The 21,784-nt window shown below is 61.0% G+C and carries 19 protein-coding genes and 1 pseudogene; 7 read left to right on the top strand and 13 right to left on the bottom strand.

What is annotated here, in order from left to right; all coding sequences use genetic code 11:
- Positions 1-7 precede the first annotated feature (7 nt).
- Entirely contained in the window at positions 8-1,057 is a 1,050-nt protein-coding gene (locus GA0061105_RS10355) for an ABC transporter substrate-binding protein (RefSeq protein WP_092749952.1), read from the bottom strand.
- 47 nt (positions 1,058-1,104) lie between these two features.
- A complete protein-coding gene (locus GA0061105_RS10350; RefSeq protein WP_092749950.1) occupies positions 1,105-2,187 on the bottom strand; it encodes an ABC transporter ATP-binding protein in 1,083 nt (360 codons plus the stop codon).
- Between the two features lie 237 nt (positions 2,188-2,424).
- Between GA0061105_RS10350 and GA0061105_RS10345 the strand changes: the two genes are divergently transcribed.
- Together GA0061105_RS10345 and GA0061105_RS10340 are read left to right on the top strand one after the other, a co-directional pair.
- Entirely contained in the window at positions 2,425-3,822 is a 1,398-nt protein-coding gene (locus GA0061105_RS10345; protein WP_092749948.1) for an aminotransferase-like domain-containing protein, read from the top strand.
- A 3-nt stretch (positions 3,823-3,825) separates the two neighbouring features.
- Complete coding sequence (locus GA0061105_RS10340) at positions 3,826-5,118, top strand: NAD(P)/FAD-dependent oxidoreductase (RefSeq protein ID WP_092749946.1); 1,293 nt, start codon at positions 3,826-3,828, stop codon at positions 5,116-5,118.
- Here GA0061105_RS10340 and GA0061105_RS10335 read toward each other — a convergent pair.
- The 3 genes from GA0061105_RS10335 to GA0061105_RS10325 form a co-directional block, all read right to left on the bottom strand.
- Positions 5,115-5,375, bottom strand: coding sequence for a WGR domain-containing protein (locus GA0061105_RS10335; RefSeq protein WP_092749944.1), 261 nt, complete (start codon positions 5,373-5,375; stop codon positions 5,115-5,117). The genes GA0061105_RS10340 and GA0061105_RS10335 overlap by 4 nt on opposite strands.
- 152 nt (positions 5,376-5,527) lie before the next feature.
- Positions 5,528-5,950 carry a type II toxin-antitoxin system VapC family toxin gene (locus GA0061105_RS10330; RefSeq protein WP_092749942.1) on the bottom strand — a complete coding sequence of 141 codons (423 nt, stop codon included), beginning with the start codon at positions 5,948-5,950 and terminating at the stop codon, positions 5,528-5,530.
- On the bottom strand, positions 5,947-6,195 hold the full coding sequence (locus tag GA0061105_RS10325) for a FitA-like ribbon-helix-helix domain-containing protein (RefSeq protein ID WP_092749940.1): 249 nt from the start codon (positions 6,193-6,195) through the stop codon (positions 5,947-5,949). The genes GA0061105_RS10330 and GA0061105_RS10325 overlap by 4 nt, the downstream gene beginning before the upstream one ends.
- Before the next feature lie 183 nt (positions 6,196-6,378).
- Here GA0061105_RS10325 and GA0061105_RS33880 point away from each other — a divergent pair.
- Positions 6,379-6,621, top strand: a pseudogene (locus GA0061105_RS33880) (ribbon-helix-helix domain-containing protein); the annotation flags it as partial.
- 101 nt (positions 6,622-6,722) lie between these two features.
- On the opposite strand, the gene GA0061105_RS10315 reads toward GA0061105_RS33880, so the two are convergent.
- From GA0061105_RS10315 to GA0061105_RS10295, 5 genes are all read right to left on the bottom strand, one after another.
- On the bottom strand, positions 6,723-7,700 hold the full coding sequence (locus GA0061105_RS10315; RefSeq protein WP_092749938.1) for an ABC transporter ATP-binding protein: 978 nt from the start codon (positions 7,698-7,700) through the stop codon (positions 6,723-6,725).
- Positions 7,701-7,704: 4 nt separating this feature from the next.
- A complete protein-coding gene (locus GA0061105_RS10310) occupies positions 7,705-8,532 on the bottom strand; it encodes a carbohydrate ABC transporter permease (RefSeq protein WP_092749936.1) in 828 nt (275 codons plus the stop codon).
- On the bottom strand, positions 8,529-9,407 hold the full coding sequence (locus GA0061105_RS10305; protein WP_092749934.1) for a carbohydrate ABC transporter permease: 879 nt from the start codon (positions 9,405-9,407) through the stop codon (positions 8,529-8,531). The genes GA0061105_RS10310 and GA0061105_RS10305 overlap by 4 nt, the downstream gene beginning before the upstream one ends.
- 65 nt (positions 9,408-9,472) lie before the next feature.
- On the bottom strand, positions 9,473-10,756 hold the full coding sequence (locus tag GA0061105_RS10300; RefSeq protein ID WP_092749932.1) for an ABC transporter substrate-binding protein: 1,284 nt from the start codon (positions 10,754-10,756) through the stop codon (positions 9,473-9,475).
- Between the two features lie 44 nt (positions 10,757-10,800).
- Positions 10,801-13,116 (bottom strand): alpha-L-rhamnosidase, encoded by a 2,316-nt coding sequence (locus tag GA0061105_RS10295; RefSeq protein WP_092749930.1) that lies wholly within the window; start codon positions 13,114-13,116, stop codon positions 10,801-10,803.
- A 141-nt stretch (positions 13,117-13,257) separates the two neighbouring features.
- Here GA0061105_RS10295 and GA0061105_RS10290 point away from each other — a divergent pair, with 141 nt between their 5' ends.
- Positions 13,258-14,316 (top strand): LacI family DNA-binding transcriptional regulator, encoded by a 1,059-nt coding sequence (locus GA0061105_RS10290; protein WP_064695257.1) that lies wholly within the window; start codon positions 13,258-13,260, stop codon positions 14,314-14,316.
- 51 nt (positions 14,317-14,367) lie between these two features.
- On the opposite strand, the gene GA0061105_RS10285 is transcribed toward GA0061105_RS10290, so the two are convergent.
- Positions 14,368-15,279 carry a dihydrodipicolinate synthase family protein gene (locus GA0061105_RS10285; protein ID WP_064695256.1) on the bottom strand — a complete coding sequence of 304 codons (912 nt, stop codon included), beginning with the start codon at positions 15,277-15,279 and terminating at the stop codon, positions 14,368-14,370.
- A 138-nt stretch (positions 15,280-15,417) separates the two neighbouring features.
- On the opposite strand from GA0061105_RS10285, the gene GA0061105_RS10280 reads away from it, so the two are divergent.
- The gene (locus GA0061105_RS10280; protein ID WP_064695255.1) at positions 15,418-16,122 is read left to right on the top strand and encodes a GntR family transcriptional regulator; all 705 of its coding nucleotides are present in this window, start codon (positions 15,418-15,420) and stop codon (positions 16,120-16,122) included.
- A gap of 19 nt (positions 16,123-16,141) precedes the next feature.
- Here GA0061105_RS10280 and GA0061105_RS10275 read toward each other — a convergent pair whose 3' ends face one another.
- Positions 16,142-17,479, bottom strand: coding sequence for an alpha-L-fucosidase (locus GA0061105_RS10275; RefSeq protein WP_092749928.1), 1,338 nt, complete (start codon positions 17,477-17,479; stop codon positions 16,142-16,144).
- An 89-nt stretch (positions 17,480-17,568) separates the two neighbouring features.
- The gene (locus GA0061105_RS10270) at positions 17,569-18,576 is read right to left on the bottom strand and encodes a LacI family DNA-binding transcriptional regulator (RefSeq protein ID WP_082929020.1); all 1,008 of its coding nucleotides are present in this window, start codon (positions 18,574-18,576) and stop codon (positions 17,569-17,571) included.
- A 189-nt stretch (positions 18,577-18,765) separates the two neighbouring features.
- Here GA0061105_RS10270 and GA0061105_RS10265 point away from each other — a divergent pair, with 189 nt between their 5' ends.
- Positions 18,766-20,691 (top strand): ABC transporter substrate-binding protein, encoded by a 1,926-nt coding sequence (locus GA0061105_RS10265; RefSeq protein ID WP_092749926.1) that lies wholly within the window; start codon positions 18,766-18,768, stop codon positions 20,689-20,691.
- 101 nt (positions 20,692-20,792) lie between these two features.
- Entirely contained in the window at positions 20,793-21,779 is a 987-nt protein-coding gene (locus GA0061105_RS10260) for an ABC transporter permease (RefSeq protein WP_092749924.1), read from the top strand.
- The last annotated feature ends 5 nt before the right edge of the window (positions 21,780-21,784 follow it).

The following is a 21,784-nucleotide window of genomic DNA, read 5'->3' as shown; positions in this document are numbered from 1 at the left end:
GACGAGGTTACTGTGCGAGCCACTTGTTGAAGCGCTCGGTCAACTCCTCATCATGGTCGGCCCAAAACTCGGAGGAGACGACGAATGCGTTCTTCGTATTGTCCGGCGCAGTCGGCAGATCGGCGAGAATATCCGGCGGAACCTTGGCGATGGCCGCCTTCAGGGTCGGGCCGTAGGAAATATATTTGGACTGCTGCGCCATCACCTCGGGTTCGACGGTGAAGGCGACGAATTTATCTGCCAACTCCTTGTTCTTCGAACCTTTCGGCTCGGCCCAAAGGTTGAAGTCCATGCCCTGGCCGTCCCAGACGATCTTGAAGTTTTTGCCGCTGTTCTTGACGGCATCGTAGATACGGCCGTTCCATGCCGTGGTCATCACCACTTCGCCATCGGCGAGAAGCTGTGGTGGCTGCGCCCCGGCGGTCCACCAGACCTTCACATCCTTCTTGATCGTGTCGAGCTTCTTGAACGCGCGATCGACGCCTTCGGGAGTCCCGAGCACCTTATAGACCTCGGAGGGTTTGACGCCGTCTGCAATTAGCGCGAATTCCAGCGTTGTTTTCGGAGACTTGCGCAAGGCGCGGGGGCCGGGGAATTTGGCGGTGTCAAACAGATCGGCCATCGTTTGCGGCCCGCCGTTCGGGAACTTGGCGGCATCATAGGCATAGATGGTTCCGAAGACGATCGTCGCGACCGCGCAATCCATCGCGGCCCCATCGATGAAGGCGTCCTTGCCACCGAGTTTCGCATAGTCGATCGCCTCGAGCCAGCCTTCGTCGCAGCCTTGCAAAGCGTGACTGGGCTCGACGTCGACCACGTCCCAGGTCACCTGGCCCGTCTCGACCATGCCTTTCAGCTTGGCGGTCGAGCCGTCCCATTCATCCTGGAGGATCTTGGTGCCGGTCTCCTTGGAGAAGGGTTTGAAGAAGGCCTCCTCCTGGCTCTTCGTATAAGCGCCGCCCCAGGATGTGACGGTCAGCGTATCCCCGGCAAATGCTGCTCCTGCTGTCGCAAGAGCCATGACGGAGCTGAGAAGCATGCAGTTTAAACGCATCATGGTGGTTCCCCTTTTTGTTGCTGCGTTTTACGAAAGAACGGGCTCGATCAGGAGAGCGCGAGCGCGCGGCAATCCTCCGGTGCCCAGCCGATGAGGGCGTTCGCGCCCGGCGCCAAGGCCGGAATCTCCTGGCCCGCGGCGACCTTGATGAAGACATCATCGCAGCCGCAGGCCGAAACGCGCAGCCTCACGTGATCGCCATGGTAGATGATTTCCTTGAGCGCCGCCGTAAACCGGTTCGGCACATCGTCGGCGGGCGACAGCTGGATCCGCTCGGGCCTCAGGACGAGCGTCGCGCGCGCGCCTTCCTTCAATCCCTCTCCGGTCTGGCCGATGATGATCGAACCGTCGGGCGCGCGGATTCGGCAGACAGAATGCTTCAGTGCGACGACTTCCCCCGAGATCGCGTTGTTTTCGCCGATGAAGGTTGCGACGAACGGATTTGCCGGTGTCTCGTAGAGCGCATGTGGGGCCGCGACCTGCTGCAGGATGCCGTCATTGAACACGCCGACCCGATCCGACATGGTAAGCGCCTCGCTCTGGTCATGGGTGACGTAGACGACATTGATGCCCAGACGGGCATGCAGGTGTTTGATCTCGAGCTGCATATGCTCGCGAAGCTGCTTGTCGAGGGCTCCCAGCGGCTCGTCCATCAGCACCAGCTGCGGCTCGAAGACAAGGGCACGGGCGAGCGCAATGCGCTGCTGTTGTCCGCCAGAAAGCTGGTTGGGTCGCCGCGTTTCGAAGCTCGCCATGCGCACCATGTCGAGCGCGCGGCGAACCCGTTCGGCTATCTCCGCTTTGCCGAGCCGACGCATTTTCAGCGGGAACGCGACATTCTCGCCGACGGTCATATGGGGAAAGAGCGCGTAATTCTGGAAGACCACGCCAATATTGCGACGATGCGGCGGGACACTGTCGATCCTGCTGTCGGCAAGGGTGATCGTTCCGTCGGTCGGCGCCTCGAAACCTGCAAGCATCATCAGCGTCGTGGTTTTGCCGGATCCGGAAGGGCCGAGGAGGGTCAGAAACTCTCCCTTGGCGACGTCGAGGTCCAGGCCGCGCACGACATAGCTGACGCCGTCATAGGATTTCCGCACGCCTTCGAAGGTGATGAAGCGCTCGCTCATGAATTCCTCCTGTTTGCATCGGCCGGGTCCCTGCCTCTTTGTCTCGATGCGAGCCCATATTGTCTCGGTCAAATTCTAGTTGTCAAGCCATACAAATAATTTTGTATGGCGAGGGCTGCGGGCCTCGAAAATTGAAGAAAAGCGTGATATGTGGCACAAAGCCATGCGGAATCGCCGGGTCGCCGTAGAATGAGCCGCTTTAGCCGATGCGATTTGTACTTCGATTACAGGAATTGTATGTCTGAACAATCAGATCTGACCCAGACAAATCAGGAGCGGGGAACCCGCATGCCGGCCTATCTGGAGCTGGCGAGCGAACTCGAAGCGCGGATCCGTTCAGGCGCTTTGCCTCCTGGTAGCCAGCTCCCGCCGCAGCGCGACCTTGCACGGGAACGATCGCTGAACGTCTCCACCGTCACGCGCGCCTACCGCGAATTGCAGAACCTCAATCTCGTGATGGGCAGCACCCGGCGCGGAACGATCGTTATCGGCGATGGCGCCATGCCGCGGGTCGACCGGGCGACAAGCCCGGCCGGCGTTATCGACCTGACTGTCAACCGGCCGGCCGTCGACGATTTCCAGCAGCGCCTGGCGCAATCCCTGCCGGATCTGTCAGCGGACCCGCGCTTCCGTCAGATGCAGGAATATCAGCCGCCGGAGGGTCCCGCCTGGGCGCGTGCCGCCGGGCGAAAATGGATATCGCTCAATGGTTTCGATCCGTCCGAGGACGATATCGTCGTCACCAGCGGAGCCCAGCATGCCTTGCTGGCTGTCATCAGCAGCCTGATCGAGCCCGGCGACACCATCGTCGGCGACCGGCTGACCTATTACGGCCTGATTGCGCTTGCCCAGATGTTCCGCTTCCGCATCATCGGTATCGGAAGTGACGGTCAGGGCATGTCGGCGGCGGAACTTGACGATACCTGCAGCCGGGAGAACGTGCGCGCAGTCTTCACCGTACCCTCGATGCACAACCCCACGGTTGTCACAATGAGCGAGGCACGCCGGCGGGAACTGGTCGAGGTTGCGGAAAAGCACGACCTCGTCATCATCGAGGACGATGTCTACGGACCGATGCTTGGAACCCGGGCGAGCGCTCTTTTCACGCTTGCGCCGATGAGGACCTATCATATATCGGCACTTTCCAAAGCCTTGGCGCCGGGGCTGCGCGTCGGTTATCTCACTTGCCCGCCCGGCCGCGCGCTGCTGTCTGCCGAGGCGGTCCGCACGACTGCCTGGATGCCGTCTCCGCTGCCGCTGCTGCTGGCAACCCGTTGGCTTGAGGACGGCACGGCCGAAGCGATCCTGAAGGCCCAGCTTGCGGAACTGCGCGCCCGCCATGCGATCGTCATGACGATCCTTGCGGGCCATTCCTTCTCCGCCGATCCGCGCTGCATGTTCCTGTGGCTGAGCTTGCCGGCGCCGTGGCGATGCGAGGATTTTGCCGCCAACCTGCGAGCCCACGGCGTTGCCGTCATGCCGGCCACCGCCTTCGCCTCTGACCGCCAGCCTGTCGAGCATGCCGTCCGCGTCAATATCGGCTGCGCCTCGTCGCGGGAGGAGCTCGCAACCGCGCTGCGCATCATCGCTGCGACTTTGAACGATCGACCCCGCGCCCTGGCCGGCCTGGTTTAGCCTATGAACAAGCCGCTGCCCCAGCTTCAGCCTTTGCCGGAAGCCGAGCGTCGGCACGTGGCGGTTGTCGGTGCGGGGCTGGTCGGCCTCTGCTCGGCCCTCTGGCTACAAAGGATGGGGCATCGGGTCACGATCATCGATCCGGCGCCGCCATTGGGCGATGCATCCTACCGGCAGGCCTGTTCCTACGGCAACGCCTGCACCTTTGCGCCGCACGGCGTCGTTCCCGTCGCAACGCCAGGCGTCATCTGGCGCGTCCCAGGAATGCTGCTCAATCCGCTCGGTCCGCTGGCGATCGTCTGGAGGTACCTGCCGCAACTGGTCCCGTGGCTGCGTGCCTTCCTGGCATCGAGCTCGAAAGCCGAGGTCGACAGGATCGCCGGGACGTTGGCGGTGCTGCTCTCTCAAGCCGATGCGGCCTGGCAACCGCTGGTGACACTGGCAGGCGCCGAGCGGCTGAAGCAGCGCGAAGGCTGTCTCTATCTCTACAAGACGGAAGCTCAATTCCGCGCGGCTGATGCCGAAAACGGGCTGCGTGAACGCCACGGCGTCGCGATGGACCGGCTGGAGCGCGCCGATATCCAGAGCATGGAGCCCAACCTTGCGCCGCTCTACGAAAGGGGCGTGCTGTTCCGTGACGCTTATGTTTTTTCCAGCCCCAAACAACTCGCTTTTGCGCTGGCGCAGGCATTGGTAGAGGGCGGCGGAGAGATCGTCCGCGGCGAAGTCTCTGCCATCGAACCGCGCGACGACGGCATCGGCCTCAGGACGGCGGGAAAGCAGATCGTTGCCGATCACGCGGTCGTGGCCGCCGGTGCCCATTCGCGCAAGCTCACGGCGTCGGTCGGCGATCGCGTCCTGCTCGATACCGAGCGCGGTTATCACGTTCTGTTTCCGAACGCGGGCAATCTGCTGTCGCGCCCGGTCTGCTATCCCGAGCACGGCTTCTACATGGTGCCGATGGCCGATGGAATGCGCGCGGCCGGCACCGTGGAACTCGGCGGGCTTGCCGCTGCCTTGAACCCCAGGCGGACCGCGATGATCCGCGAAGGCGTGAAAACGCTCCTGCCGGGAGCCGGAGAAGGTAGCGACGAGTGGCTTGGTTTTCGCCCGTCCATGCCGGATTCACTTCCCGTCATCGGCAACTCCCGCCGCTTGCCGCGCGTCACCTATGCCTTCGGCCACGGTCATCTCGGCCTGACGCTATCCGCTTTGACCGGCTATCTGGTTTCCCAGATCGTCGCGGGACAAAGCTCGGTCATCGATCTCACGCCGCTGCGCCCCGACCGGTTCTAACCAGGTTCAACTTCCTCATGGCGCCTGTATCGGCTCTTGAGTTTGCCGTTCAGCAGCTTCCCGGCGGCTTCACGAGCCTCGACGGCCGTGTCGAACAAATCGACCTTCCGCTGCCCCTTCGTTCCGATCCGTCCCCAGCAACGCATGAGCGAGCTGCCGCCGAAGAGGTGTGGTTCGATCGCGAGCAGATAGAAGCGCGCCATATTTTGCGCGGGATCTATGCGAAAAAGCAATGTCGGATGGATCGCCTGGCTCATGTCCCAAGAATCCTACGCAAGGGCCGGCGCGTCCAATAAATATGCTGAATCGATCGCGTGGCAGCGATTCCATCGCGTGATGTTTCGCGAGGCGGGGCTTGCCCGTTCCGGCCAACTACACTCAGGTGCTGCTACGCGCCCGCTGTCTGCTTCTATCTATCTTTCCACGGATTGATAATTTGCAGATCAATCCCTGTGAAATCGGAGACATTGCGTGTCGCAAGCGAAGCCCCGCGCGAAATTGCGATAGCGGCGATCTGAGCGTCGAATTGGCTGATCGGTCGGCCCGCTCTACGGCGGTCGCTAGCGATGGTGGCATAGACGTTTGCGGCGTCGCGATCGAACGGCAAAACGCGCCCGCCCATATCCTCGCTGAAAATCGGAAGGATTGCCGCCTCCAGATCGCGTCGCCGACGCCCCTCGGGAAGAAGGCGCAGTCCGTAAAGGATCTCCGCCTCGGTGACGGCCGTCGTGAAAATAGACGAGGGATGTCGTGCCGCGAGCCAATTGACTACGGCCGTATTCGGGACCGGCGTCAGCAGCTCCGAAATGACGTTGGTATCGAGAACGATCACGGCGCGAAGTCCGGCGGCTCGCGGATCGGCTCGCGGGGCGGAATATCGAGTTCGACGCCGCCGGCCGAGACTACCCGGGCTCGGATGGCATCCGCGAGATTGGGCGCCGGCGATTCGCTGGTCGCAAGTGCTGTGCGCAGGATATCTCGCGCTTCGTCCTCCATGGAGCGGCCATGCGTTGCGGCCCGCAGGCGCAGGCGCTGTTTCAGGCCGTCATCGAGATTGCGGATCGTCATGCTTGCCATCTCTATCCTCCATACATCAATGATTGCATGTTAATCATTGATTGCAGACGGTTCAAGGGTGAGGCGGCTGGCATTGTCCGTCCCCAACCGGTTCGGAGTCGCTGATTGGCCCAAATGTGATGAATATTAGACAATATATACTACGCCCACCCGTAATAAAGATGGATCGAAAGGGATATGCTGATGGCATCGGGTAGCATTCATGTGAAAGTCAGTGGGCTGTTGCAGAATCACACCCAGCAGCAAATCGGCGACCACGGCCTTTATGAAAATGCCAGTGAATATATACGTGCTCTCATTCGCCGCGACTTACAAACGCGTGATGCTGAGTGGGATATGCTGCAAAGGGAGCTCGCGCCCGCGATGTTGGCCGACCGCGAATTTGTCGCCGTTTCGGCTGAAGACGCAATAAGGCGTAACGAGCGCACCGGTCCGGCTCAAAGAGGACTTGACGGCTCTTTCAAGAAAGCGTCACACTGGATCTTCGGTTGGGGAACTGCTCCTCGAGGCGGGGCTTCGATGTGGCCTCAGAACCGATGTTCTGCTCCCTTTACCGGATTTGCCCAGACCGTCATGCCTGGCCCGAAGGGCGTCTCGCCTTCGGCGCGCACGACCATTTCGCCGAGTTCGGGGACGTCGAGATAGAGGATCGCGTCGGCTCCGAGCCGTTCGACATGGCGGATTCTGCCCTGCCACTGGCCGGACCCTTCCGAAAGCCTGATATGTTCAGGGCGGATGCCGTAGGTCGTGCAGTTCATCCGCCGGGCCGTCTCGCCGCCATAGAGGTTCATCTTCGGGCTGCCGATGAAGCCGGCGACGAAGGGTGTGGCGGGATTGCGGTAGAGTTCCATCGGGCTGCCTATCTGTTCGACCGCGCCGCCGTTGAGGACGACGATCTTGTCGGCCATCGTCATCGCTTCGACCTGATCGTGGGTGACATAGATCATCGTCGACTTCAGCCGCGCGTGCAGGTCGGCGATCTCAAGGCGCATCTGGGCTCGGAGCGAGGCGTCGAGATTGGAAAGCGGCTCGTCGAATAGGAAGACCTTGGGATCGCGCACGATTGCCCGGCCGATCGCGACGCGCTGTCTCTGGCCCCCGGAAAGCGCCTTCGGCTTTCGCTGCAAGAGGTGGCTGAGCTGCAGTGTTTCGGCAGTCGCCGCGACCTTTTCGGCGATTTCCGCCTTCGGGCGGCCGGCAAGAGAAAGGCCGAACCCGATGTTTTCGGCGACAGTCATATGCGGATAGAGCGCGTAGCTCTGGAACACCATGGCAATGCCGCGGGCAGACGGTTCCGCATAGGTCACGTCCTTGCCGCCGATGGTCAGCCTACCCGAAGTCGTCTCTTCGAGGCCGGCGATGATACGCAGCAGCGTCGACTTTCCGCATCCCGACGGGCCGACGAAGACGACGAATTCGCCGGAGGCAACCTCCAGGTCGACCCCCTTGATGACTTCGAGGGCGCCGAAGCTCTTGCGAACCTGTTTGAGAGTAAGTTCAGCCATTCTGCTACCCTTTTACTCCGCCCGCCGTCATGCCCGCGACGATCTGACGGTTGAAGAAAATGAAGACGATCAGCGGTGGGATCGTCACGAGGAGGATGTTCATGAAGAGCAGATTGTACTGGCTCGAATACATGCTCTGGAAATTATAGAGCGTCAGCTGCACCGTGACGTTCTCCTTGCCCGGAAGGTAGTAGAGCGGATTGGTGAAGTCGTTGAAGATCGCGATCGACTGTACGACGATATTGGTTACCGTCACCGGCTTCAGGAGCGGCAGCACCACCCGGAAGAAGATCTGCCGCGGCTTAGCGCCATCGATCAGCGCCGCCTCGTCGAGATCGCGCGGGATGGTCGAGATGAATGAGCGGTAGAGCAGTACCGAAAAGGAGAGATTATAGGCGACCTGGATCAGGATCATCCCCGTCATGGTCTTGAAGAGACCGATATCCTGCAAGAGGCTGATGGTCGGCACGACAGCCGGTGGCATCATCAGGCCCATGAAAAGCGCGATCAAGGCAGCCCGGTTCCAGGCGGTCTTGCGCCGCTGCATGACATATCCGACCATTGCCGACAGGAGGATCAGGATCGTGACGGAGACGACCGTGATCAGGGTAGAGTTGAAATATGCGAGCACAAGCTGATAGTCGCGCGCCTTGAAGACAGCGACGAGATTGTCCCAGAACAGCCACTGGCCGGGCAATTCGAAATCGAGGCGGGAGGCCTCCGATTTGGATTTGACCGCCTGGAGCGCTACGAAAACGAACGGCATGACGAAGATGACGGCCGCCACCGCCATGGCTATCGCGCCGGTCAGATAGGGGCGGACGCTTCTCATTCCTCGACCTCGCGCCGGTTGAACCACAGGGTGAATGGCAGAATGATTACGGTAATCAGCGCGAACAGGATGACGTTTCCGGCCGTCGACAGACCATAGAAGCCGGCCTGGTACTGCTTGTAGATCACCGAGGCGATCACATCCGAGGAGAAGCCCGGACCGCCGCGGGTCATGGCCCATATGAGATCGAAGGAGCGAAGCCCGCCGATCAGCGACAATGTCACGACGATGACGGTGGCCGGGCGCACGAGCGGCAGGGTGATCCGGAAGAATTGCTGGAGCCGCGTGGCGCCGTCGATTCTGGCGGCTTCGTAATAGTCGGGGCTGATGGCAGCAAGACCGGCGATGAAGATCAGGGTGGCAAGGCCGACACCCTTCCAGACGTCGACCAAGGCAACGGAAAAAAGCGCGAGCGCCGGGTTGGTCAGCCATCCCGGCCCCGCAACGCCGAGCATTTCGAGCGTGACATTGATGATACCCTTCGTCGGATGCATCATCACCGCAAAGGTAATGCCGATGCCGATCGTCGACACCAGGACTGGGAAGAAGACCAGCGTTCTCAGGAACCCACGGGCAAAGATATTCCCGGTCAGGAGCACGGCCAGAAGCAGCCCGCAGACCGTCTTCAACCCGGATGTCGTCACGGCATAGATCAGGGTGTTGATCAGTCCCTTGATCAGGAACGGCTCGGAGAAGAACTGCTGAAAGTTTTCGAGCCCGATGAATTGCGCCGTCGAAAGATCCCAGCGCGTCAGGCTGAACCACAGAGACGAAACCGTGGGAACCAGAAACAGCACGCCATATATGACCGCAGCCGGAAGGAAAAACCACAGCGGGTAGGGCGATTTGCGCGAGCGGGGGCGGGTCTCGATCATGACTACCTCTTCGATCGGGTGGAACCTCGCTCCGTCAGGAGCGAGGTAATTGGCCCGAAAGACCGCTACCAGTTGGGCAGACCGAGCTGCTTGGCCTGTTTGCGCACATCGTCGTCGTAGAGTTTCGCCGCGTCGGCGGGCTGGCGGATGCCGGAGCCGACTTCGACGGTGATCTGTTCGAGTGACGGCCCCTTGACCGGCGAAACGAATTCCAGCGCCGGTGTCGTCTTGCCCTTGGTTTCGAAGTAGGGGGTCATATCCTTGACCACAGGCGGCACATCGGCGGGCAGATCGCAGCCATCGACGAGCGAAGGCCCCTGAACCGTGTTGGTGTCGACCATGATCTTGCAGCCCTCAACGCCTCCGGCGAAATCGACGAATTTCTTCGCTTCTTCGATATGCTGGCTGGCAGCGGGAATGTAGAGGGCAGGCGGCATCCAGACTGTCAGGCCATTGACCGCGGCATCGTCGCTCGGCTGGGCAAAGAAACCGACATCGCCGAGGTTTTCAGGATAATTCTGTTTCAACACGCCCACTGCGAAGGTCAGCATCGGATAGTGCGCCGCCTCGCCGGTCGCGACCATTCTCAACCCGTCGTCATAACTTGCCGCGCCGAAGTCCTCGTTCATCAGGCCGGCATCGTGAACATCCTTCAACCGCTCGAAACCTTTCATGGCCGCCGGCGTCTCGGCATATTTCGCCTTGTTGGCGGTATAGTCGGCGGCGAAGTTCGGCACTGCGGCATGCAGATTATAATAGTCGGCCAGCACGAAGAGCTGCGAGGTCCAGGTGTCGCGATAGGTTTGTGCGACGGCGACTTTGCCCGCAGCCTTGACCTTTTCATTGTTCGCCATGAACTCCGCCCATGTTTTCGGGACGGAGAGGCCGAGGTCCTGGTAGATCTTTCTGTTATAGAGGATCCCGCCCGCCATCGCCGTGCCGAAGGGAACGCCGTAAAGCTTGTCTTCGGCGCGGACGACGGATTTGAAACCTTCATCCACCTTTGCCTGCGACGAAAGGCTGCTAAGGTCGACGAGCGTCTGAGCAGGCTTCAGCGCCTGCAGCAGCGAGCCGGAATTATAGAGGAACACGTCTGGCATTTCACCCGTCGCCAGACGCGTCTTGACGATATTGTCGCCTTCGCCGCCGCCCGGCCGCTGTTCGATTTCGATGGTCACGTCGGGCGCCTTGGCCTGGTAAGCAGCAACCAGTGCCTCGGCGGCCGCGACAGTATCGGGACTGTTGTCGATCAGGAATGACAGCGTGGTTTCCGCGTGCGACGGGCTAGCCGCTGCCAGCGCAACAAGCGTGGACGCGCCCGCAAGAATGAGCCTTATCCGATGTGTCATGACGTTCCTCCTCTGAACGGTGTGACCTATATGCTCCTCAGTAATCAGCTAAGGGAAAAGACCAGCCGGTGCGTGCCCGGGGGAAGAACCGCCTCCTCGATGACGGGCTCCCCATTGAGCGACGGGTTCCGGTGCCGCCGGCCGGGCCGGAAGCGGCCGACGCAACCCTCCGGAAGCGTCAGCACGTAGGTGACCTCGCTGCCGGCGCAGGTCCAGCCGGCCTCTATGCGCCCCTGGCTGATATCGTGATAGGCTGAAACCGGGGAAAGCGACGCGATCGGCGCGGGATCGACGATCACCTCGGCAAATCCGGGCGCCTCCGGGCTCGGCGAAATGCCGGCGACGCATTCGAACAGCCATTGGCAGACGGCGCCATAGGCATAATGATTGTAGCTGTTCATATCGGGTTCGTAGATGGTGCCGTCGGGTGCCATGGAATCCCAGCGCTCCCAGATCGTCGTCGCCCCCTTCGACACCTGGTAGAGCCAGCCCGGCACGTCTTCCTGCAGGAAGACCTTTTCGGCAAGGTCGTCCATTCCGAGCTTCGTCAGGGCCGGCAAAAGGGCAGGCGTGCCGATGAAACCGGTGCCGATCTTGTAGTTGGCGTCGACAATCACCTTCCGGAAATGCTGCCGGGCGGCTTGCTGATGCTCCGCCGGTATCAGATCATAGAGGAAAGCCAGTGCATAGGATGTCTGGTCGTTATGGGCGAGCCGCCCCGCCGGCGTGATGAACTCGTTGGCAAAGGCCAGCCGGATCTGATCGGCGCGGCTTTTCATCTGCTCTTCGAGCCCATGCTCGCCGAGAATGCCGGCGATCTTCGCCAGGAGATCCGTCGAGATGAAGTGGTAGAGGGTCGCTGCGCAGTCGTCGGCAATTGTCGGGCGCGGCTTTCTGTTATCGCCGACCGGCTGCAGCCAATCGCCGAAGGTGAAGCCGCGGGCGCCCCAATGCGACGGCGGCCGGACGATCGGGCCATTCGAGATGGACCAGACGAAATCGACCCAGCGAACCATCGAGCCCAGGCATTCCGAAAGAACGGCCCGATCGGCGTAATGGGTGTAGAGCACCCACGGGATCACGACGATCGCGTCCCCCCAGCCGGTCGAGCCGGCATAGCCCGGGAAATTGTCGGGGTGCAGACGCGTCGGGTCGGGCGAGAAATGCGAGACGGCGCCGTCCTCGCGCTGGTCGGCCATTACATCCCGCAGATATTTCCGAAGGAAGGACTGGCTGTCGCTCAGCCAGCAGGCGGTTGCGGCAAACACCTGGGCATCACCCGTCCAGCCAAGCCGTTCGTCGCGTTGCGGGCAATCTGTGGGCACTTCGATAAAATTGCCCCGCTGCGACCAGATGGTATTCTCAACCAGGCGATTGACGAGAGGATTGCCAGAGGTGAAGCCGCCGGCCGGTTCCGGTACCGACGAGATCGGGATCGACGCGATCTCAAGAATTTCGGCATCGCCTTTGATCGTCACCCTTGCATAACGGAAGCCGTGAAAAGTGAAATGCGGCGCATAAGTTTCGTCACCATCTCCGTGCAGCGTATAGAGGGTGTGCGCGGCAGCGGCGCGATAGTTGCGATTGTCGAAGTGGCGCTCCGGCCCGAGGACTTCGGAGTGCTCGACCCGCACTTCGGTGCCGCCGACGCCACGGACCGTGTATCTGACGTAGCCGCCGACATTCTGGCCAAAATCGTAGATCGTCCTGCCTTCATGATCGGTCCAGCTCTCGACAGGGGCGAGCGGCTGCAGTTCCCGCACCGCTGCCGTCTCATGCGCGACGAGCAGTCCTTTGTCGAAGGCCAATCGCTCTGTACCGTGCGTTTCGGCTAAGTTTTCGGCAAGCCCGTCGTAAATCTCGCCGAAATAGATTCCCGACTTCAGGATCGGCAAAAGGCCGCTTTGCCAGGTCGTATCGGTGGAAAGGATGGTGCCGCTGGGGCCGACCAGATCCGCAATGGCCCCGATCCTGTCGCCCCAGCAGTTGGGAATAGACTTGGCGCCCCACATGATGGGCGAGCGGTACCACCCGTCGGCCAGCCAGATTTCTATCCGGTTGACGCCTGACTTCAGCAGTTTCGAGATGTCGTATCGCTGATAGGCAATGCGGTCGTCGTAATTCGTCCAGCCGGGTGTCAGCAGATCGTTGCCGACGCGGGTGCCGTTGATGAAGCAGCGATAGAGACCGAGCGCCGAGATGAAGAGTTCGACCGGAAGGCCGGTGCCGTCATGATCGAAGGTCTTGGAGACGAAGCTTGCGGCCGTTCCCTGGCCGCGGTCCGACAGTGGTGCAATCATCTCTCCGGACCAGGAGCGAGAAACGAGGTTGCCATCGATGGCTGCCGGCTGAAAGTTCATCAATTCCTCCCAACGAGTTGTAGAACGTTCTCCATATAACGTTCTACATTTTTTTCGGGAGCGCAATAGAAATTTCGTCGCCAGTCTGCCATGGTGGTTCTACGGGCGTCGTGACGGCCCGCAGCGTAGCCCAGAGATTTCATGTCAATCGAAGAGAAGAAAAGACTGCAACGAAATGATCGCGTGACGATCCGAACAGTGGCAACGCATGCAGGCGTATCGGTCGCCGCGGTCTCCAAGGTGATGCGGAACGCCTATGGCGTCAGCGAAGCGCTGCGGGCGAGAGTGAACGACGCTATTGAAGCGCTTGGATATCGGCCCTCACGCGCAGCGCGCGGGTTGCGCGGCCGCACTTTCACCATCGGCGTGCTGTTGATCGACATCCGCAATCCCTTCCTTCCGGATGTGATTGCCGGCGTAAACGGCGTGCTGGCGCCTTCGCATTACCAGGCGATGATCGGCGTCAGCGATGCGCGCGTGCAGCTGGAAACGTCGTTGATCGAGTCGATGATCGACTACAAGATGGATGGCCTGATCCTGGTTGCGCCGCGCCTGCCCTCGGAAATCATCGCAAAATTCGCCACTCAGATACCGATCGTCGCGGTCGGTTATCACGATGCCGGCGCAACGGCCTTCGATACGGTCAATGCCGACGATCAGCGCGGGGCGGAAATTGCGGTGGAAGCGCTGCTTGCCTGCGGTTATCGCGACATCGAAATGCTGAGCCTCGGCGAGCGTGAGGGGCACCAGGTCTCTGTCGTGCGCCAGCGCGAGATCGGTTTCCGCCGGGCGATCCAGCGCGCCGGGTTGGGATCGTCTGCGCCGATCACTAAAATTCCGATCGCCCCGCCAAAGCGCGAGGAAACGATGCGAAAGTTCCTGTCGAGGAAGAACAGGCCGCGCGCCGTGTTCTGCTGGAGCGATCTCGACGCCATCACCCTTCTGAGCCTCGCCATGGAGATGGGTGTGCGTGTGCCCGAAGATCTTGCCGTCGTCGGATATGACAATTCGTCGACTGCAGCGCTCGGCCTCGTCAATCTCGCAAGCATCGATCAGTCGGGCAGGGAGCTCGGCCAGGTCGCTACCCGGACATTGATTTCGAGAATAGAGGGCCGCACCGGCGCTGAGCATATTTTCCAGATACCGTCGCTGGTCAGCCGCAATAGCCTCACTCGCTCCGGTAACGCTCCAGACACATAGCGCCGGACATGATAAGGCCGGCTGCCGTTGCGTGCTGCCGGCCTCACAGTCTCAGGCGGCTTTGCCGAGTTTCGAGGGACGCGTGGCGGCAGCCTTCTCGACCATCGCGGTAACTTCGGTGCGCCGTGCCCCCGAAAGCGGCAGGCGGGGCATGCGGACGCGTTCGGAGCCGCGGCCCATGATCTGCTCGGCGAGCTTGATCGACTGCACGAGATCATGCTCGGCATCGAGATGCAGAAGCGGCATGAACCAGCGGTAGATCCTGCGGGCCTCTTCCCAGTCGCCGCGTTCGGCGGCTGCCACGAGTTGCACGGATTCCTCAGGGAAGGCGCTGGTCAGGCCGGAAACCCAGCCCTTGGCGCCGAGCATGAGGCCCTCGAGCGCGACGTCGTCGAGGCCGGCAAAGATATCGAAACGGTCGCCGAAGGCGTTAATGAGATCGGTGAAGCGGCGCGGATCCGGGGCGCTTTCCTTGACCGCCTTGATATTCGGCACGTCGGCAAGCACCTTCAGGACGTCCGCGCCGATGTTGACGCGGTAGGCCGGCGGATTGTTGTAGAGCATGATCGGCAGCGAGGTCGCCTCGGCGACCGTGCGGAAATGCGCGATCAGCTCCTCCGGCTTCGGCACATAGACCATGGCCGGCAGCAGCATCAGGCCGTCGGCGCCGAGCTTTTCGGCATCGCGGGCATAGGCGACGGCGCGGCGCGTATCGAATTCGGAGACGCCCGTCACAACCGGAACGCGGCCATTGACGACCTCGACGGCGGCTTTGAGGATCGTGCGCTTCTCATCGGGATCGAGCGAATTGTTCTCGCCGCAGGTGCCCATGACGATCAGTCCGTTGACGCCGTCATTGACAAGCGCGTCCTGGACGCGCTGGGTCGCGGTCAGATCCACGGACAGATCTTCATTGAATTGCGTCGTTACGGCGGGAAATACGCCCTTCCATCCTGTTGTCATCGATTGAAACTCCGTTAAGGTCGGCTCCTTATATACAAACTGTCGACAAGATTCAACCATTTTGATTTCGACAAACCCATGGGCGTTGCGGAAAACGGCTAAAACGCAATAAAAGGCTCTCATCAAGGGGAGGAATGCATGCAGAATGACGCGGAAAATGTGCGGGTGCGCGGTTCCGGCACGCAGAGCGTCTACGCCGCGCTGCGCCGGGAAATCTTGTCGATGGCGCTGGAGCCTGGCAGTCCGCTCGATGAGGTGCGGCTGTCGGAGCGTTTCGGCATGTCGAGGACGCCCATTCGCGAGGCGCTGTTGCGGCTTTCCGCCGACGGCCTCGTCACGACCCTGCCGAACAGGAACACGATCGTTGCACCGATCGATTTCGCCAACTTGCCCACTTATTTCGAAGCGCTGACCCTGATGTATCGGGTGACGACGCGCGCAGCCGCCGGGCGGCGGAACGATGCGATCATGGCGACTATCCGCCGGCACCAGAAGGATTTCGCCGGCGCGGTTGCCGCGCGCGACGCCTTTGCGATGATCGAGGCGAACCGCGAATTCCACGTGGCGATCGCCGAGCTTGCGGGCAATTCCTATTATACGGCCTTCTTCGCCAGGCTGCTCGACGAAGGCAGGCGCATCCTTCGCCTTTATTATTCGACCTTCGACGACCGGCTGCCGCGCCAATATGTTGATGAACATGAGGAAATCATCGCTGCGATCGAGGCCGGAGACGCCGAACGCGCCGATCGGCTGGCGATTGCCCATGCCGGCCAGATCGTTCGCCAGATCCAGGATTATCTCGCCCGTAACCTCGACCGGCCGGTGGCGATCGGCCTGTCCTGAAGCAACGGGGAGCGAGGCGTTAGGCCTGAATGCCGGCCGCAATCCCCACCTTGAGCTTTACCTCGATGACCGGGACGGTGACCTTAGGGCGGCGCACCGGCAGGACGAATGTCAGTTCATCCTCGGCAACCGGGAACTGAGTATTAGCCCATAGTGTATTGGCCGACGGGCGCAGCCAGGTGACTTCGCTGGCGTCATGCAGGAATTGTGCATATTCGATCTTGCCCGCCAACGCATCGAAATGCAGATGTTTATAGGGCCAGTTGAACAGGTGGATGTAGAGGCGGTCGCCGTTCTGCGTCAGGCGGCAATCGGGCGGAGCGGCAAAGTCCGACTGAGTGCAGCCGACGATGCTGCGCTCGTGCAGTGCCATCCATTCCTCGTAAGCGGCAAGGGCTGCCATCGCGCGATGATCGAGCGTTCCACGTCCCGTCGGCCCGACATTCATCAGCAGATTGCCGCCGATGGCAACGGTGCCGACCAGCATCTGCACCAGCTGCTCGGTGCTTTTCCAGGTGTCCTCGTCACGGTGATAGCCCCAGGAGCCGCTGAGCGTCTGGCAGGCTTCCCAGACGACGCGCCGGCCGTCGCGTTTCGGCCAGGCGCGCGGCATATATTGCTCGGGCGTGACGATGTCCGGCTGCAAGCCGGCAAGATCGAGCCGATTGTTGATGATGATGTCAGGCGCAAGCTCGCGCACCAGGCGCACGAGCTTCTCGCTTTCCCAGTCCCGGTGGCCTTTACCGACCAGATCCCCGAGCTTCCATTGCGGATAGCTGAAATCGAACCACATGATGTCGATCCGCCCGAACTCGGTCAGCAGTTCGCCCACCTGCTCGCGCATGAAGGCGGCGTAGCGCCCGATGTCGCGGCCTTCGTTGATCTTCGCCGCATCGGCATGATTTCGCTGCGGGTGGCGCGGATCGACCGTGAAGTCGGGATGATGCCAGTCGATCAGTGAATAGTAGAAGCCGATCCTCAGGCCCTCGGCGCGGAAGGCGTCGACGAAAGGCCCCAGCAGATCCTTTCCATAAGGCGTGTTGGTCACCTTGAAGTCGGTGGCCTTGGTATCCCAGAGGCAGAAGCCTTCATGGTGCTTGGTGGTCAGCACCACATATTTCATGCCTGCGGCCTTGGCGCGTCTCGCCCATTCCCTGGGCTCGTAGAGATCGGGATCGAAATGATCGAAATATTTTTGGTAGTCGGCGTCGGTGAGCTCTTCGCGGCTCTTGACCCATTCATGGCGCGCCGGCAGGGCATAGAGCCCCCAATGCACGAACATGCCGAACCGGTCGTGAACGAACCAGGCCTTCTTCTCCTCGGGCAAGGCCAGTGACTGCAGGCTATCGGAGTCCATGGATTTTCCTCCTGTTCAGACTTCAAGAGCTGGAAGCATGGTGTCGTCCGAAACCGCGGTAGCCTTCCGGCATCATGCTGAGGTGGCGTTCAAGTCGTTTCGCGGATGATGAGTTCAGGCACGATGACGATGCCGTGCTGACGGTTCTTGGTGGCGATACGGCTGAGCAGCAGGCGCACGGCTTCCTCTCCCATTTCCCGTTTTTGCACGCGCAACGTCGTTAGCGCCGGGGACAGCAGTTCGGCAGCCGGGATGTCGTCGAAACCGATCAGGGCGATCTGCTCGGGGATCGAAATGCCGGCAGCCCGGAAGGCCTTCATGGCGCCGATCGCATTGAGGTCGTTGTAGCAGACGAGGGCATCGATATCGGGCGCTTCCGCCAGCAATTGCGCGGCCGCGGTTTGCCCGCTCGCGGCTGTCGGATCGCAATAGACGATGCCGTGCGCCTTCAGCCCATGGACGGCGAGCGTCTTGCGGATGCCGACAAGACGGCTCTTGCCGCCGAAGGAGCTGCGCGGCCCCGCAATGATCGCAATCCTGCGGCGACCGCGCTCGACCAGATGATCGATTGCACGCGACGCCCCGGTTTCGTAGTCCGTGACAATCGTTCCCGCCACTTCGGGGGGAGCTTCGCGGTTGATGAGCACCGCAGCGCGATGGTGTGCGAGCGCCTTGTGGAGGGCGGCATCCGGCAGGCGCGCGCTGCAGACGATGATGCCGTCGACCCGGTGGCGCAGCAGCGCCTCGATGAGTTCGCCTTCGCGTTTGCTGTTCTCGACGACGTTAGAGAGAAGCAGGTTGTAGCCGGCAGCACTCGCCGCGTCCTCGGCTCCTCTGATGACCTCGGGAAAGAACGGATTGGTGATGTCGGGGACGAGAAGGCCGATGGTCTTCGAGCGGTCGGATCGCAACCCGCGTGCGAAGGGATTGGGTCGGTAGTTGAGTTCGTTCGCGGCTAGGAGAATGCGCTGCGTGGTCTCGGCGCTGGCGCCGCCCTGATCGTTGAGCACGCGCGATACCGTCATCGGCGATACGCCTGCGGCGCGCGCGACATCGGCGATCGTTATCTTGGATTCCGGCTCTTTGGTGCGGCTCAACGGGACAGTCTCTCGGAGGTGCAATGTTTACGATAACGATAACTAACACAATTTCTGAGAATGCCAAGGCGTCCAGGTTCAGTATGCGGACTTCAGAATCTTTTTGACAATTTGGAACGGTAACGTTAACGTAAGAGCTGGAGGAAATACGTTAACGATAAGCTAGAGCGAGATCATTGGGAGGAGACTATGCAACACGTCAGAATTCTACGACGGCAGGTCGTCTCGACCGTTGCCGCTGCTGTCCTCATTGGTTCCGGTTGGGCGGGTGCGGCCTTTGGTTTTCAGGAGGCGCCGGAACTCAAGACGCTCGTCGACGCCGGCAAGCTGCCGCCGGTCGAACAGCGGCTGCCGAAGGAGCCGCTGGTGCTCACGCCGCTGGAATCGGTCGGCAGCTATGGCGGCATCTGGCGCACGGCCACCTTCGGCGGCGGCGACAGCGAGATCGAACGTTCGATCGGCTATACGAGACTGGTCCGCTGGAACCCGGAATGGACCGAGGTGATCCCCGACATCGCCAAGAACGTCGAAGTCAATGCCAATGCGACCGAGTATACGTTCACCCTGAGGCAAGGCACGCGCTGGTCGGACGGCGAACCCTTTAGCGCCGACGATCTGGTCTGGTGGAACGAGAATGTGCTTCGCAACAACAAGATCACGCCCGCAGCACCCAACTGGCTGACCGCGGGTGGCGAGACAGTCAAGGTCGAGAAGATCGGCGACGACAAGGTCGTCTTCAAATTCGCTGCGCCGAACGGCCTGTTCCTGATGAACATGGCGACAGTGCGCGGCTCCGATATCCTGGCGGCTGCCCCGGCGCATTACCTCAAGCAGTTCCACAAGGATTTCAATCCCGACGGAATCGACGCCCTGGTGAAGGCGGCGGGCGCAACCGACTGGGTCCAGCTCTTCAACAACAAGATCGGATTTCCCGGCCGCTGGCGTGATCTCGGCCGCCCGACGCTCGATGCCTGGGTGTTGACTGCGCCCTATAATGGCACGACCCAGGTCGTCGGCGAACGCAATCCCTATTATGCCAAAGTGGATACGGCGGGGAACCAGCTGCCCTATTTCGATCGCATCACCATCGACGTGATGCAGGATACCCAGGCGATCATCCTGAAGGCGATCAGCGGCGAAATCGACATGCAGAACCGCTTCATCGAGACGACGGACGCCCGCACGGTGATCGTGCAGAACCAGCAGAAGGGCGGCTACGGGCTGTTCATCGCCCGGCCGGCCTGGTCGAACGCCCTGCTGATCACGCTCAACCAGACCCATAAGAATCCGGCGCTCCGCGCCGTCTTCTCCAACAAGGATTTCCGCATTGGTCTCAGCTACGCCATCAACCGCGAGGAGCTCAACCAGCTGATCTATGCCGGACAGGCAAAGCCCTATCAGGCAGCACCGCGCGAAGGCACCGCGCTTTATGACGAGAAGATGGCGACGCAATATCTCGAATATAACGTGGATCTTGCCAATCAATATCTCGACAAGGCCGGCCTCACTAAAAAAGATGCCGAAGGCTTTCGCCTCGGCCAGGATGGCAAGCGGATCACCTTTGCAATCGACGCCTTGACCGGAAGCCCGATCCAGGTTGACGCCCTCGAGATGATCCAGCGCTACTGGCGGGCCGTCGGCATCGACATGCAGCCGCGCCCGGCCGAGCGGTCACTGATCTTCTCCCGCCTGCAGAACAACGAGAATGACGGCCTGGGATGGGTGGGCGGCGGCGGTTATGACTTCCTCGGCCTGCTCGATCCCAAATGGTATTTCCCGCACGAATATGAATCGAGCTTCGCGACCGCCTGGGGCCTCTATTACCAGAACCCCAAGGATCCGAACGCCGAGGAACCAAGCGCGGCCGCCAAGAAGCAGATGGATCTCTATCGGCAGGTGCAGGAAGCTCCGACGCTCGAAAGGCAGCTTGCCGCCATGAAGGAACTGCTGGCGATCACCCGTGACGAGTTCTACGTCATCGGTACGAACCTGGAGCCGGACCGCGTCGGCATCGTCAAGACCAACATGCACAACGTCCCGAAGGTCATTCCGAGCACGTCGTTCTACATGACGCCGGGACCGGCCAAGCCGGAGACTTTCTACTACCAGCAGTAAGACACATGATCGTCCGGAATGGCGTCCGCCGGCGCTATTCCGCCACCAGCCTCGCCCCATCATCCAGACCGATCGGTATCGCCGGTTGAAGGAGCTCGAATATGGCCGGCTTCATCATCAGACGTCTGCTCTACATGATCCCGATGATGTTCGCGATCTCGGTCGTGACCTTCATCATCATTCAGCTGCCGCCGGGCGACTTCCTGACCGCGATGACCGCGCGTCTGGCCTCGCAGAACGAAACGATCGATCCCAGCGTCATCGCCGGCCTGCGCGAACGTTATGGCCTCGATCAGCCTTGGGCCGTCCAATATTGGAAATGGATCAGCGGCATCCTGCTGCGCGGCGATTTCGGCCAGTCCCTCGATTGGAACAAGCCGGTCAGCGAACTGATCTGGGCGCGCATGGGATTAACGATGGTGGTCTCGGTCACCACGTTGCTCTTCGTCTGGGCGGTGGCCTTTCCGATCGGCATATATTCGGCCGTGCGGCAATATTCGCTCGGCGACTATTTCGCCACCTTCTTCGGCTTTCTTGGGCTTGCCGTTCCGAATTTCCTGCTGGCGCTGGTGCTGATGTTCATCTCGGCGCAATATTTCGGCCAGAGTGTCGGTGGGCTGTTTTCGCCCACCTATATCAACGCGGTCTGGAGCTGGGCCAAGCTCGGCGATCTCATGTCGCATATGTGGATCCCGGTTGTCGTCCTCGGCACCGGCGCCACAGCCGCCCTGATCCGCATCATGCGCGCCAATCTGCTTGACGAGCTCAACAAGCCATATGTCGACATGGCCCGCGCCCGGGGCTTAAGCGAAATCCGATTGTTGTTGAAATATCCGGTGCGGGTGGCGCTCAATCCGTTCGTCTCGACCGTCGGCTGGGTGCTGCCGCACCTTGTATCGGGTTCGGTGGTGGTCTCCATCGTGCTCAGCCTGCCGATAACGGGACCGCTCCTGCTCAACGCGCTTTTCGCCCAGGACATGTATCTGGCGGGCACCTTTATCCTGCTGATGAGCATGCTGACGCTGATCGGCACGCTGATCTCAGACCTGCTGCTTGCCTGGCTCGATCCGCGCATCCGCAACGGCTGAAGGGG

Source organism: Rhizobium aethiopicum (assembly GCF_900094625.1).
In the GTDB taxonomy this organism is placed as follows: Bacteria; Pseudomonadota; Alphaproteobacteria; order Rhizobiales; family Rhizobiaceae; genus Rhizobium; species Rhizobium aethiopicum.
The sequence above is the reverse complement of the archived record's forward strand: the minus strand, read 5'-3'. Positions and strand labels throughout refer to the sequence as shown.

Coding starts and splice junctions, on each gene's coding strand:
- GA0061105_RS10295 (WP_092749930.1), bottom strand. CDS start 13,116: ATGAACTTTCAGCCGGCAGCCATCGATGGCAACCTCGTTTCTCGCTCC.
- GA0061105_RS10305 (WP_092749934.1), bottom strand. CDS start 9,407: ATGATCGAGACCCGCCCCCGCTCGCGCAAATCGCCCTACCCGCTGTGG.
- GA0061105_RS10290 (WP_064695257.1), top strand. CDS start 13,258: ATGTCAATCGAAGAGAAGAAAAGACTGCAACGAAATGATCGCGTGACG.
- GA0061105_RS10260 (WP_092749924.1), top strand. CDS start 20,793: ATGGCCGGCTTCATCATCAGACGTCTGCTCTACATGATCCCGATGATG.
- GA0061105_RS10280 (WP_064695255.1), top strand. CDS start 15,418: ATGCAGAATGACGCGGAAAATGTGCGGGTGCGCGGTTCCGGCACGCAG.
- GA0061105_RS10275 (WP_092749928.1), bottom strand. CDS start 17,479: ATGGACTCCGATAGCCTGCAGTCACTGGCCTTGCCCGAGGAGAAGAAG.
- GA0061105_RS10325 (WP_092749940.1), bottom strand. CDS start 6,195: ATGGCAAGCATGACGATCCGCAATCTCGATGACGGCCTGAAACAGCGC.
- GA0061105_RS10340 (WP_092749946.1), top strand. CDS start 3,826: ATGAACAAGCCGCTGCCCCAGCTTCAGCCTTTGCCGGAAGCCGAGCGT.
- GA0061105_RS10345 (WP_092749948.1), top strand. CDS start 2,425: ATGTCTGAACAATCAGATCTGACCCAGACAAATCAGGAGCGGGGAACC.
- GA0061105_RS10315 (WP_092749938.1), bottom strand. CDS start 7,700: ATGGCTGAACTTACTCTCAAACAGGTTCGCAAGAGCTTCGGCGCCCTC.
- GA0061105_RS10335 (WP_092749944.1), bottom strand. CDS start 5,375: ATGAGCCAGGCGATCCATCCGACATTGCTTTTTCGCATAGATCCCGCG.
- GA0061105_RS10350 (WP_092749950.1), bottom strand. CDS start 2,187: ATGAGCGAGCGCTTCATCACCTTCGAAGGCGTGCGGAAATCCTATGAC.
- GA0061105_RS10355 (WP_092749952.1), bottom strand. CDS start 1,057: ATGATGCGTTTAAACTGCATGCTTCTCAGCTCCGTCATGGCTCTTGCG.
- GA0061105_RS10310 (WP_092749936.1), bottom strand. CDS start 8,532: ATGAGAAGCGTCCGCCCCTATCTGACCGGCGCGATAGCCATGGCGGTG.
- GA0061105_RS10265 (WP_092749926.1), top strand. CDS start 18,766: ATGCAACACGTCAGAATTCTACGACGGCAGGTCGTCTCGACCGTTGCC.
- GA0061105_RS10285 (WP_064695256.1), bottom strand. CDS start 15,279: ATGACAACAGGATGGAAGGGCGTATTTCCCGCCGTAACGACGCAATTC.
- GA0061105_RS10300 (WP_092749932.1), bottom strand. CDS start 10,756: ATGACACATCGGATAAGGCTCATTCTTGCGGGCGCGTCCACGCTTGTT.